9 protein-coding genes are annotated in these 12930 nt (G+C 47.3%); 6 read left to right on the forward strand and 3 right to left on the reverse strand.

Going from position 1 to position 12930, the window contains the following annotated elements; all coding sequences use genetic code 11:
* Positions 1-33: 33 nt before the first annotated feature.
* Positions 34-1299 (reverse strand): MFS transporter, encoded by a 1266-nt coding sequence (locus tag DY231_RS13780; RefSeq protein ID WP_115629089.1) that lies wholly within the window; start codon positions 1297-1299, stop codon positions 34-36.
* A gap of 132 nt (positions 1300-1431) precedes the next feature.
* The gene (locus DY231_RS13785; protein ID WP_115629091.1) at positions 1432-4539 is read right to left on the reverse strand and encodes a beta-galactosidase; all 3108 of its coding nucleotides are present in this window, start codon (positions 4537-4539) and stop codon (positions 1432-1434) included.
* A 241-nt stretch (positions 4540-4780) separates the two neighbouring features.
* Here DY231_RS13785 and DY231_RS13790 point away from each other — a divergent pair, with 241 nt between their 5' ends.
* From DY231_RS13790 to DY231_RS13815, 6 genes are all read left to right on the forward strand, one after another.
* The gene (locus tag DY231_RS13790) at positions 4781-5851 is read left to right on the forward strand and encodes a LacI family DNA-binding transcriptional regulator (protein ID WP_115629093.1); all 1071 of its coding nucleotides are present in this window, start codon (positions 4781-4783) and stop codon (positions 5849-5851) included.
* A gap of 268 nt (positions 5852-6119) precedes the next feature.
* The gene (locus DY231_RS13795; protein WP_147295647.1) at positions 6120-6614 is read left to right on the forward strand and encodes a hypothetical protein; all 495 of its coding nucleotides are present in this window, start codon (positions 6120-6122) and stop codon (positions 6612-6614) included.
* Positions 6559-8085: an EAL domain-containing protein gene (locus DY231_RS13800; protein WP_256682710.1), complete on the forward strand. Its 1527-nt coding sequence runs from the start codon at positions 6559-6561 to the stop codon at positions 8083-8085. The genes DY231_RS13795 and DY231_RS13800 overlap by 56 nt, the downstream gene beginning before the upstream one ends.
* Positions 8086-8420: 335 nt before the next feature.
* A complete protein-coding gene (locus tag DY231_RS13805; RefSeq protein ID WP_115629099.1) occupies positions 8421-10655 on the forward strand; it encodes a bifunctional diguanylate cyclase/phosphodiesterase in 2235 nt (744 codons plus the stop codon).
* Complete coding sequence (locus tag DY231_RS13810; protein ID WP_115629101.1) at positions 10643-11560, forward strand: amino acid ABC transporter substrate-binding protein; 918 nt, start codon at positions 10643-10645, stop codon at positions 11558-11560. Before DY231_RS13805 ends, DY231_RS13810 begins: the two co-directional genes overlap by 13 nt.
* Before the next feature lie 54 nt (positions 11561-11614).
* Positions 11615-12502 (forward strand): transporter substrate-binding domain-containing protein, encoded by an 888-nt coding sequence (locus DY231_RS13815; RefSeq protein WP_115629103.1) that lies wholly within the window; start codon positions 11615-11617, stop codon positions 12500-12502.
* Positions 12503-12572: 70 nt separating this feature from the next.
* Here DY231_RS13815 and DY231_RS13820 read toward each other — a convergent pair whose 3' ends face one another.
* Positions 12573-12887, reverse strand: coding sequence for a hypothetical protein (locus tag DY231_RS13820; protein ID WP_034494879.1), 315 nt, complete (start codon positions 12885-12887; stop codon positions 12573-12575).
* Positions 12888-12930: the final 43 nt, after the last annotated feature.

Below are 12930 nucleotides of genomic sequence, written 5' to 3' on the forward strand. Positions count from 1 at the left end.
CTGCGGTGGCTACTGTTCGCCAAATAAAACCGATCAGGCTTTACTCACTTCCGGCGTCAAAAACTGGCTGCGCGGCGAATTACGCAACGTAAAGAATGAGATAGCCGTGAAGCAGGCGGTAATCAAACCTAGCGTCAGATAAGCCTGGCTAAAGCCCACCGAGTCATACATTGAACCCGCCCAGGTTGAGAGCACAACCCCAGAAAGCTGTTTGGATAAGTTAAAACCAATCAGGAAGAGCGTCGCCGACAAACGCGGATCGAATACCGAAGAGATATATTTGAAGGTTCCCACCAGCAAGAATGGCAATTCAAACATATGCAGCATTTTCAGAATAATAACTTCAGTGCCGGTCGTGGCAAACGAGGAGCCAATGATCCTCACAGACATAATCACGCCCGCCACCAGCAAGGCATTTTTTGCCCCGATGCGATTAATAATGAAAGGTGCGAAGAACATAATCGTGGCGTTCAGTAATTCTCCGCCAGTGGTGACAAAACCAAATATTTCAGTCCCTCTCTGCGGCGATGAGAAAAAGCCTTTAAAGAAGTTAGCGAACTGCTGATCGAACACATCGTAAATACTGGCCACGCCAATCACGTACAACAAAAATGCCCAGAAGCGCGGCATCTTCAGCAATTCCACCACCATATGCAGAGAAAATTCCTGTTTTTTATTTACGCCCGTCTCGGCAAGTTCAGATTCCGTTTTAGGATCGGGCTTTGAGAGCAGTAAAAGTACCGCCAGCACCAGAGCGAAACCGGAGGCAATCCAGAAGGTAATATTCGGGTTAATGCTAAATAAGATACCGGTCAACGAGGCGCAAATGGCCCAGCCCACACAGCCTGATACGCGCACCTGGCCGTATTCGAAACGGTTATGACGGCTGACACGTTCTATATACGCTTCCACCGCACCAGAACCGCCGGAAAAAACGCAACCGAGGTAGATCCCGCCTGCCATCGCCCCCAGATAAATATTGAATTGTAATAGCGGCGATAAAACGTAGATAAAGAACGGCGCAAACAGAACCAACAGCACGACGATGAACCACAGTAAATGTTTCCGCAGTCCTAACTTGTCGGAAATTAATCCAAAAGCAATCTGAAAGATAATAGCGAATAACGAGATCGACGAGAACACCACGCCGGTTTCGGTTTTGGTCAGATGGTTTACGTCCGCAAGCCATACCGGGAAGAACGGAAAGTAGGCAGACATAATGAAATAATAGAAAAAGAAGAACAGCATAAAATAGATGAAATTATGGTGTTCCCGACGACTCAACGCTGACAGTTTCATAGGGTATTTCCAGTTATTATTATTTATGGATTGAGGGACAAAGGCTGATAAACGTTTTTTGTAGGGGGAATAAGCGTTAGCGTCATCCACCACTTGCGTCTGTGGTGTCGGATGACGCTGCGCTTATCCGACCTACGTAAGGCTAAGAGTCAGTTGATAGTGCCATTGTGTATCCAGTAACAACCATTTCTTCAGCACGGATGGCGTCCAGGAATCATCTCCACCTACGCCCATATGATGGGCATCGAGCGAAATAGTGACCCCGTCTTCTGGCACCATTTTGTGCCAGTGCGTCACCGTCATCAGCTGTTCGATACTCCAGGGTTGAACAGAGAAATGGAAATTCCCGCGCGCCTGCCAGATCCCCCAGTCGAGCGATTTTGTTCCACCACGTAATCCATTTTCCGTTGGGAAGATATACGGCGTGCTCATCTCATCTAGCGGCAATACCCAGCGAGAGAAGATCGCGCTATTACGACGGTCAGGGTAGTTTTCATGCGGCCCGAGTCCCAGCCAGCTAACCTCTTCGCTCTGCGGTTTCACCTGGAAAACCACGCCGACACGAGGCAGCGGCGGCAGGGTTTCGGCGCGTTCTCCGGTCACGGTAAGATGCAATTGCCCAAGGCCATCAAAGCGCATCTGCCAGCAGCTCACGATCGCCACACCTTGATGATTGTGATATCGCCATTCGCTGACCACCACAATATCATCGCCAAATTGCGTCGCTTCGCAACGCACGCGCTCCCTTTCCAGTTGATATAGCCCGGCACTTTTCCAGCGTTCCGCCCACGCATTCGGATCGATGCGCGTCACTTCGCTGACGCCGATATCGTTGTCGATAGGGGCGCGGACAAAGTTGTCACGCAGCGGTTGCAGCAACTGCTCGTCACCGCCCTTCAACCAGCTGCAAAGTAAGCCAGTGGCGCGATCGACTTGCCACTGCTGGCCTGCGGCCTGCACGGTAAATCGGCTTGCGGATGTGGTGAGTACCGGCGCATTGGTCGCCGCAGGTTTGGCGGACAAAACCAGCGGTGCGGCGATTGAAAACTGCTGCCACGCCACGCGATGCCCGGCGGCTGACCACGGCGTTTCGTGAGGCTGAATCACTTCAAGCGTCAGCCAGACATCTTTTGCTCCGGCAGGAAGAATCAGGTTTTCAGTCAGTGTCAGCTCAACGCTGGCTTCGGCTGCAAGTGTCAGCTTTTCCTGCCCGGTTAGCACCGGCAGCCCCGCTGCCTCGATACGCCATTGCAGCGTTTCGTTATCGGTATCGCGGAACAAATATTCACTGTGGACTCGCACCCTAAGCGGCTGCTGGCTAATCAACTCGAACTGGAAGTATTGCTGCGCTTGTTTGGCTTCAAACAGTGAAGGATGTGGCGTGCGGTCAGGGAAAACCAGACCATTCATACAGAACTGGCGGTCATTCGGCGTGTCGCCAAAATCTCCGCCATAGGCCCAGCCTTGTGAACCATCGTCGAAGGTTTTCATGATGGCCTGATCCGCCCAGTCCCAAATGAACCCGCCCTGCAAACGAGGATATTCACGGAATGCCTGCCAGTAATCTGAGAAGTTACCCAGGCTGTTGCCCATCGCGTGGGAATACTCACACAAGATCAGCGGACGCTGCTCACCCGGCAGGCTGATCCACTTTTTAATCGCCCATTTCGGCACCGCCGGAATAATCAAATCCGTTTCAACGCGCGAATACATCGGGCAAATAATATCGGTGACTGCCGTATCCCCGCCGCCGCCTTCATATTGCACCGGGCGCGATGGGTCATTTTTTTTCAGCCAGTGGTAAACCGCGTCGTGGTTTGCACCGTAGCCGGACTCATTGCCCAAAGACCAGATAATAATGCACGGATGGTTGCGGTTAGTCTGAACCATGCGCGTGACGCGTGCGCTGTAGGCAGGCAGCCAGCTGGCATCATCAGAAAGACGGTTCATCGGCACCATGCCGTGAGTTTCGATGTTTGCCTCATCAACCACATACAAACCATAGCGGTTACAAAGCTGATACCAGAGCGCGGTGTTAGGATAATGAGAGCAGCGCACGGCATTAAAGTTGTTCTGCTTCATCAGCAAAATGTCCTGCACCATATCGGCCTCGGTCACGACCTGGCCGCGAAGATGATGGTGTTCATGGCGGTTAACGCCGCGAATCAACAACGGTTTGCCGTTCACCCGCAGCAGCCCGTTTTTGATTTCGACCTGGCGGAAACCCACGTCGCACGCTTCGGCCTGAATCAACTCATCACCCTTCCACACCGCCACAACGGCGCGATAACAATGCGGCGTTTCCGCGCTCCACAACAGTGGGCGCTCAACCGGCAACCTGAGATAAGCGCGCTCGGCGTAATTGCCCCGGTCGTCGATCATCGGCGTGCCAAGAGGCTGGCGAATGGCGGCAATTTGCTGATTTCCCTGCCAGAGAGTGGTTTCCACTTCCAGTTCGGATAAACACGCGGTGGGAGCCGCAACCGCGATGTGGATATTGAGCGCCGCATCGCGATACAACGCATCCAGTTCGGGGGTTATCTGCATATCAGTCAGATGAATTTCCGGCAAATTCATCAGTGAAACCGAGCGGAAAATACCGCTCATGCGCCACATATCCTGATCTTCAAGCCAGGTCCCGGCACTCCAGCGCAACACCATTACACACAGGCGATTTTCCCCGCCGTGCAAAAACGGGGTCAAATCGAATTCGGCAGGCAAACGGCTATCGACCGAATACCCCACCCATTTGCCGTTACACCACAAATGAAAAGCGGAATTCACACCGTCAAAAATAATGCGTGTCTGCCCGGATGCCAGCCACGGGTCGGAAATATCCACCGTACGGGTGTAACATCCGGTGGCATTTTCTTCCGGCACAAACGGCGGCGTAGTTTCGATGGGATAGCGCACGTTGGTGTAAATCGGCGCATCGTCGCCGGTCATTTGCCAGTTCGACGGCACGGTAACAGGACGTGCATCCGCCAAATCGCGCTGTAACCAACTGGCTTCAACAGCCTGTGGTTTAGCCCGCCAGCTAAATTGCCAGTCGCCATCAAGCGATCGATGCTGTGGCGATACATGCTCGTCACGCGCTGCCGTAATATCCCGCCAAGCCCTGAACTGCGGGTGTGCCGGTAAACGGTTAATCTGCGTCACCGCCTGTTGCTGCCAGTCACGGCGGTTAAGAATTGCTGCAAACTCTGCTTCTGGGTCAAAGGTGCCCGAACTTTGCGTCATGCTGATTCACCTGTAGTCGTTAAAATGTTATGCGCAATACAATTGAGCAAATTTAGGCAGAGAATCCGCATCACTGGCAAACACAGGTTTTATCAATTTTAAGCACGATCGCAAAAGCGGTCGATTAATCAACATTTCTGTCGTGAGCATGACAATAAATGTTAGCGCTATACATTTCATGTATCGCTGGCTTGACGCAACCCAATCTGCGCCGCATTATGCGAACAAAAAGGGGTATGCGATGAGCACTCGGCAGGCAACATTAAATGATGTGGCGCGTGAAGCAGGCGTGTCTCAGCAGACGGTTTCGCGGGTATTGAATAGCCCGGATTTGGTGTCGTCTCGTACCCGTGAAAAAGTGCTGCATGCGATGAACGTGCTGCACTATGTGCCGAACCGTTCCGCTCAATTACTGGCGGGTAAAACGATGCCTGCGCTCGGGCTCATCACCTCGTCTCTCACCTACCATGCGCCGTCACAAATTGCCGCGGCCATAAAAAGTCACGCCGAAGAACAGCAATTGCAGGTTTCTGTCGCGATGCCAAAAGGGGCGGAGTATGAAGCATTGCAGGCAGTGCTTAACGAATTTCGGGCGCAAAACATTCGCGGCGTGATTGCGAATCTGCCACTTGAGAGCACGCTCGCGGAACAACTGGCGCGGGAAAATGACGATCTGGCTTGTTTATTTCTGGATGTTCCGCCGGAGACTGACATTTCTTGTGTGCGCTTCGATCACCAGGACGGTTCTGGCGCCTGCGTGAAGCATTTGTGGGAACTGGGACACCGACAATTTGGTCTGTTAGCAGGTCCGGCGGAGTCGATTTCCGCCCGTCTGCGCCTGGGTTGCTGGCGTGAAACACTTCATCGATTTGGCGTCAGCAATGCCATAACAGCATGGGGTGACTGGAGTGCCAGCAGCGGCTGGGCAAAAACCTTTGAACTGATTCATGCCAATCCTCGCATCAGCGCCATTATCGTCGCCAACGATCAAATGGCTTTAGGTGTATTAAGCGCGTTGGCGCAACTTAAACGCAGCGGCGCAAATGCGGTTTCAGTGACGGGTTATGACGATACCGCAGACAGCCTCTTCTTCCAGCCCGCGTTAACAACGGTGGCGCAGGATTTCGATCTGCTCGGCAAACGTGCGGTGGAAATCGTGACATCGCTGATGGCGCAATCGCCGTCACCACAAAAAATACTGAAGCTGCTTCCTACTCGCCTCGTCATTCGCGAGTCGACTTATCCCTTCCCACAGAATGAGACACCGACAGATATTGTGGCGCAGCTGAAATTGCTCATTAATCAGCTATAAATATTCATGGACATGAGCAGCCACAAATAATGTGTAAAAATGGATATTGGTTGGCGGCGCCATTATAAAACAAACTGATTAGCATTATCTCCGCATTAATTATAGTGATATAGTAGAGTTTGTTCTTGCCACACCGATAACAACTCAACCCACAACTAAGCAACGAATGAATCACAATATAATCATAAGAAACACGAAAAGTATCATTCATCAATTAAAAGTAGCCTTTATTAATAATCGTATTTCGCAAGCGGTTCTGAGTTGCACCATGGCTATTATGCCATTTTCAGTCTTACGCGGCGTCGTTATTGTTGCAGGGACGTTAGCACTGAATTTTCATTGGGTAAAAATTTCTCAATGGTTAGGTGATTTGCAACAAAACATGCTTATTTTTTTGCCTGTTTTGTTAAATATTATCTTTTCATTACAATGGGCCGTCAGATATCGCCTTTCAATCATGCTCAGCATTTCTCTTAGCCTGACGGTACTATTTGGAATTACTGGTCTTGAAAATAATCATGAAGCTAATTTTCTCTTTGGCGTTAGCCTGCCCGTCGCCCTACTCTCCGCTATTTTCACAAGTTTAATACTTGAAAGAAACATCACCTTATTTAGAACCAATAAGTTTCAATTAAACTGGAAGTCGGCAAAAATATTATCTTTTTTTCATTGCCAGGCTAACCTCGCTGATTGTTATTGGGCATATTATATTAAGTGCCAGCAGTTGGTTAACAAAAGATATTTCCATCGCCATTTATCCTGATGGCTTTGTTCATGGTTTGCTGTATGAAATGATCCGTGAATTTACCTGGTTCTTTGGTATCCACGGGTTTTATATTTTCCAGGATATCGGGTTCAGATTCATGAACAATACGATATCTAACATGGACGCATGGAAAGCCGGCCATGGGTCTTTAAATATCCTGAGTATTACTTTTTATGAGATGTGGTGTGCATCCGGCGGATGCGGTGGCACGTTAAGCCTGTTAATCTGCTTATTAATCAGTCGCAATCCGTCTAACCGTCATCTTATTAATGTCTCACTGCCACTGGCGATATTTAACATCAATGAACCGCTGATTTTTGGCGTGCCCGTGGTGCTCAACCCCGTGATGTTCGTCCCTTTTCTGATGACTCCAGCGGTAGATTACGTCCTCGCTTACTACGCCACGCTGTGGCACATTATCCCGCCCGCGCAGCAACTGGTGGGTTGGGCAACACCGGCCCTCATTAATTCATGGCTTGCCACCAATGGTGCATTCAGCGCGGTCTTCTTCCAGATATTGCTCATTGGCACAGGAATAGGTATTTACTGGCCTTTCCTGCGCTATATGGAAAAGCGTGATTATAAAGAAATCGCCTTGCCGTGCGGCAAAAAACGATTTGTTCCGCTAAAAGGTAATCAGTTCCAATTGACGGTGCCGGGTCATCGAGAGGCAGAATCGCCGCATCATTACCTTTCTGAGGTAAATGAATATATTGAAGCAAGACGTCATATTAACGCTCTGCAAAATAGTGGTAATTTTGTTTTGTGGTTTCAACCTCAAATCACTCTCGATGAGCGGAAAATAGTGGCAATGGAAGTCTTACTTCGTCATCAAAGTGATGATGGTAAAATTACGCCACCGTATTTTCTAAAATATTATGAACGTATTGGCATGATGCCCGAAGTTGATTTTTGGGTACTGGAAAATGCCGTTGAAGTGATTCATCACGAATTTTCACGATTTCCTGGCATGACGCTTTCGGTAAATATTTCTCCGCAAACGCTGCTTGAACCTAATTTCCTGAGCGTGGTGAGTAAGTTGCTCCGTAACACGTTGCCTTCTGGCTGGCAGTTGGAAATGGAAATTACCGAATCGCAAAAAGTGAAAGAACCTCAGCAAGTGATTGAGGTTCTGGCTGTCTTGCGCCAGTTTGGTATCAAAATAGCGCTGGATGATTTTGGTTCGGGTTATTCAACCTTATCCTATCTGACACAATATGAACTGGATAAAATTAAGCTGGATCGTACTTTGGTGCTGGGATTAGCCCGAGAAGGAGGCGAAGCGTTTCTCCATCATGTTGTGCAGTTATGCAAAACCTCGGGCAGTATTGTACTGATTGAAGGGGTGGAAACCGAAGAAGAACATCAAATTGTACAAAATTGTGGAATCCATTTAGCACAAGGTTTCCTGTTTCACCGCCCACAACCTTTAAGCCAATTATGCGAACTTTTAGAAACAAATACTTAGCCGGGCATGACACCTATTTTTATTCATAACGCTCTGGATTTTATTGTCCAGACTTGAATAAATAGTTGAGTAAAAATACACGAACAGCAACAGGGCTGTGTTAATATTTATCGTTGACGCATTAATTAGCCAACTTTATAATCCTGTTAATTAAATGAAAGCGCATTTCTCATAAATCGAACAAATCGATAGAAACCTACATTGCGCTAACATCAATTAAACAACATATTAAAGTACAGCTGTATACAAACAACAAATAAAAACGATAATTTATCTCATTGAGAATTCCTTTCGAGCCTTCTTTAATCGCTTATAAAAGAGTACGAATAGAAAAAATGGTTGTTAAAGAGCTCATTCAACATGAAGTTGCACCTGTCTGCGAACAGGAACCCCAGCTGCGTGGGGATTATCATTGGTATCATTCAATTACCGGAAAAGTTGCTATCTATCTGATGCTAGGGATTTTAATTGCCTATGGCATCGGTTCTGGCGCTGGAGTTTTTGAAGTAAACCGTATTTCGCATGAACAATGGTACAAACAAGCCGCCACCAATTCTCAAATCACCAGTTATATTATTCGTAATATTTACACCTCCACCACGGTTACATCCAACCACGAAGGACAAGTGGTTTCTATTGAATCCGAACGACCGCTCAGTGATGATGAAACCATTATCCAAACCGGATTTAACCCGGCCGATATGCTCACTCTGGTATCAACACAAACTCATAATCCAACCTGGTTATTGTTGTATGACAAGAAACACGGTTTTACCGACCTCAATAACACGGACGACATCTCGCAAAAAATCACCACCGCTGCGGATACCGCCAATAGATCAGCGTTAACGGCCTATTATCGCGGCTTCGCGGATATTGGCGGCAAAGAGTATTTCGTCGGTTCGATTCCTATTGTAGACCCCTCAGGAAAGTTACTCGGTGCCGTAGTAAGCAGTATCGGAGAACGGGACGCGCTATTTGCCACCCACAATGCATTGCTGAAAAATACCCTACTGATGCTGATTTTAATCCTCGGCATTACGGTTGTGGTGGTCAATTGGCTGGTGCGTAATCTCTTTCGCCCCGTTCCACGTCTGATTCAAGCCGTCTCACTTATCGCGGATGAAAAAACCGACCAGGTCACCCCTTTCCAGACCCAGGATGATGAAATCGGTGAACTGGCGAAAGCCATTGAAAAACTTCGTGTGGCTATGGTTGACCGGGGTTATCTGCAACGGATGCAGGAAATGGCGCAAAAAATGGAGTACATGGCGTATCATGACTCTTTGACGCTGCTGCCTAACAGGGTTTCTTATCGAAATTCTATCGACGAGCGGCTGATAAAATTGAGAACCGAAGGCCGAATTTTCAATCTGTTGCTCATCGATTTAGATAATTTCAAACCGGTTAATGATACTTACGGCCACGTGGTTGGCGATGAACTCCTTATTGAATCATCAGTACGTCTGTGCGCCATTATCGGTGAAAAAGATATGGCCATTCGCCTGGGCGGCGATGAATTTGCCATTCTTCAGGAAGTGCAACGCGACTCAATTCTTGAAGCACAAACGCTGGCAAGAAAAGTGCTGGCGACGCTGAACGAACCGTTCACCTGTAGCGGGAATACGTTTTCTATCAGTGGCAGCATCGGGATTTCCTGTGCTCCACAACATGGAAACACCCGTGAAGATTTATTTGCCCATGCCGATCTTGCGTTGTACACCTCTAAAAGTTTCGGCCGCAATTGTTTCCATTTCTATTCTCCGGGTATGACGATGAACCCTTCCAATAACCTGCTCTTTAGTCAGGAAATTGAGAACGGCATCAGAAATAATGAGTTTTTCCTGCACTACCAAAAGATTGTCAGCCTTGATAATTGCCGCAGCGAAGGCTATGAAGCGCTGGTCCGCTGGCAACACCCGGTTCGCGGACAACTGCAACCCCATCATTTTATTTCGGTTTCTGAAGATATAGGGCTGATTGCAAGACTTGGTGAGTGGCTGATACGCAGCGCCTGCATAGATGCGGCTAACTGGCCGGTAGCGAAAACCGTTTCAGTGAATGTTTCCCCGCACCAGCTTCGCCACCCGAGAATTTTAGACACCATTCGGAATGCCTTGCGCGACAGCGGCCTGGATCCTGCTCGTCTGGAAATAGAAATTACCGGTTCTGAGCCGTTGGACAGAGAGATTATTCTTCCCATTCTCAATGCCATTCAGGCGCTGGGCATCGGAATTGTGCTCGATGGATTCGGCACTGGCTTTGCCACGCTCGATTACTTAATTATTTTCCCGTTCAGCCATATCAAAATTGCCCGCCCACTGATTGATATGCTCGATAAGTGCGAGGACAGGCAGGCGTTAGTGAGTATGTTGGTTCGTTACGCGCTACAACGTGGGCTGAAAGTGACCGCTGAAGGCGTTGAAACCCAGCAACAGTATGAATTCTTGCTCTCACTGGGTGGCGTAAAAATGACGGCGCAAGGTTTTTACTTTGGCAGAGCCGTAGAAAATTCAAATGTAGTGGCAGAACTGGAGCAAGAGAAAATGGAACAACAATGTCACTTCTAATCAATAATTTATATCAAGCATCAATGTCTGCCGCTGCAGCATTACTATTTTCCCTTGGTATGCTCATTCCTTCGAGCGGCCACGCGGAAGACATTTTGTCTCGCATCATCCAAAGCAAAACCATCACGCTGAGTTATCAGACAGATGTATTTCCTTATTCTTATTTCGAAAATAATAAGCCACAAGGTTATTCCATTGATATCTGCCATAAACTGATCGGCATGATTAAGCAGGAGTTAAAGCTTCCTGAGCTTCGCATCAAATGGGTTCCCGTTACCACTGCCACGCAATTTATCACCATCAAAAATAAAAGCATCGATATGGGCTGCATCCCCACGATTTACACGGCAGAAAGGCAAAAAATCGTGACCTTTTCTGAACCGTATTTCTTCTCAGCGACCCGCTTTGTGTCGCGTATGGAAGATGATATTACGGATATTGAAGAGCTGAACGGCCATACGGTTATCGTGAAAAGCGGTACAGTGTTTGTCAGACATATCCAGGAAGCGAACGCCCAGCACCAGCTGTCGCTCAATATTGATCTCGGCACCGACAATATGAAAGCCTTTACCGAACTGGAAAGTGGCAGAACGCCGGTTATTGTCTCCAGCGACGTATTACTGCTTGCACAAATAGCGCTTTCTGGACACCCGCAAGCATTCAGGATTTCTGCGGACTCTCTCAGTCCACGGCTACCCGTTGCCATGCCGATGCAGAAAGGTAATCCTAAATTTACCGCTCTTATTAATACCTCAATGAAACATCTGCTGCGCAGTTCAGATTTCACCACGATTTATAACAAATGGTTTTTGCAGCCGATAATGCCTGAAGGGATCACGCTCAACTTGCCATTATCGCCAGAATTGAAGCAGATAATCTCATCGTCTGATCCTTACGCTTATTAACTATTTTTCGCTGATGTGAACAGCGAAGAGAAAGACAAACTATAAAGTCCATACATGAAACCCAAACAATTCCTGAGTTATATATTAAGTTTGTTTATGCTATTTACCGTAACTGCGGTGAAAGCAGAACCGAGTATGCCTACGCTGGAAAGAATTTCCAGCCATAAAATCATCAATATTGGCTATCGTGATGCGCCGCCCTATTCTTATAAAACCGGTGATGGACATGTTGTTGGGTATGTCATTGAATTATGCAAAAACGTGACAGAGAGTTTGAAAAAGAACCTGCACATTAATCATCTGGAAGTTAACTATATTCCTGTGCCCAGATCCATGCGCATCACGATGCTAAAACATAATGTGATTGATATGGATTGTTCGGTTAATACGGATACCGTAAAACGCCGAAGCGTCGTTTCGTTCTCCCGCCATTATCTGTTAGTGCAGACACGATTCGGTACCCCTGTCGGTACGAATATTCATACTTTTTTAGACTTAGCGGGCAGAACAATCAGTGTAACCAAGGGAACGGCAGACTTAATTAGTGCTAATACCCTGAATCGGGTACAGAATCTTAATCTATTTGTTTTGACTCAACCGACAATGAAAGATGCCTTTATTACTATGACTCAGCATAAGAGTTTTGCGACAGCAACGAATGAGGTTTCGCTTAAGGAACTGATTGAAAGTAGTGAACATCCTGAAGATTATCAGATGTCAGATCTGACGCTGGGTACGCCGCAAAATCTGGGCATCATGCTCCGTTATGACGATCAAGAATTCAAAAAAATAGTCGATGCCTCTCTGGCTGATCGGTTCAAGCGCCATGATTTTAAGTCATTTTATGATCAATGGTTTAATAGCGTCTTACCCGATAAAAATATCAACCTGCATCTTCCTCTAACAGCTGAAATGTATAAATACATTGCACAGGACACTTGATTTTAAAACTATAACTCCGCGCAATAAAAAAGGGAGAAAGTAAACTTTCTCCCCTAATACACGATATTAATTACATTAGTTGAAGCAACATGCAGAAAGACATTCCGCACAAAACACCATATAACAAATTGCTCTGCGCCGTTTTACGCACACGTTTTTGAGAATGAATGGTAACGTCTTCCAGTCTTTTACGAACGTTGCGCGAAACCTGTGTATGGTGTGTTATGACATCTTTTGAACAGTGCCGGAACCTTGCGATGTCATCCCTTATAAACTCATCAACAACGCCTTTGTTGGCTTTGAGTTCGCGGACAATTCCTTCAAGCATTTTTTCCATGCCTTTTACCCGCAGGACAACATCTTCTTCCATTTCCAGTGACAGCATAATCCAAATCCATGATTAATTATAACACCTGGGGGTAATTCAT

Origin of the sequence: Buttiauxella agrestis (assembly GCF_900446255.1) — a bacterium.
In the GTDB taxonomy this organism is placed as follows: domain Bacteria; phylum Pseudomonadota; class Gammaproteobacteria; order Enterobacterales; family Enterobacteriaceae; genus Buttiauxella; species Buttiauxella agrestis.

What these genes read in the sequence shown, in the direction of transcription:
- DY231_RS13780 (WP_115629089.1), bottom strand. Translation starts at nt 1,299, where the DNA reads ATGAAACTGTCAGCGTTGAGTCGTCGGGAACACCATAATTTCATCTAT.
- DY231_RS13785 (WP_115629091.1), bottom strand. Translation starts at nt 4,539, where the DNA reads ATGACGCAAAGTTCGGGCACCTTTGACCCAGAAGCAGAGTTTGCAGCA.
- DY231_RS13790 (WP_115629093.1), top strand. Translation starts at nt 4,781, where the DNA reads ATGAGCACTCGGCAGGCAACATTAAATGATGTGGCGCGTGAAGCAGGC.
- DY231_RS13795 (WP_147295647.1), top strand. Translation starts at nt 6,120, where the DNA reads ATGGCTATTATGCCATTTTCAGTCTTACGCGGCGTCGTTATTGTTGCA.
- DY231_RS13805 (WP_115629099.1), top strand. Translation starts at nt 8,421, where the DNA reads ATGGTTGTTAAAGAGCTCATTCAACATGAAGTTGCACCTGTCTGCGAA.
- DY231_RS13810 (WP_115629101.1), top strand. Translation starts at nt 10,643, where the DNA reads ATGTCACTTCTAATCAATAATTTATATCAAGCATCAATGTCTGCCGCT.
- DY231_RS13815 (WP_115629103.1), top strand. Translation starts at nt 11,615, where the DNA reads ATGAAACCCAAACAATTCCTGAGTTATATATTAAGTTTGTTTATGCTA.
- DY231_RS13820 (WP_034494879.1), bottom strand. Translation starts at nt 12,887, where the DNA reads ATGCTGTCACTGGAAATGGAAGAAGATGTTGTCCTGCGGGTAAAAGGC.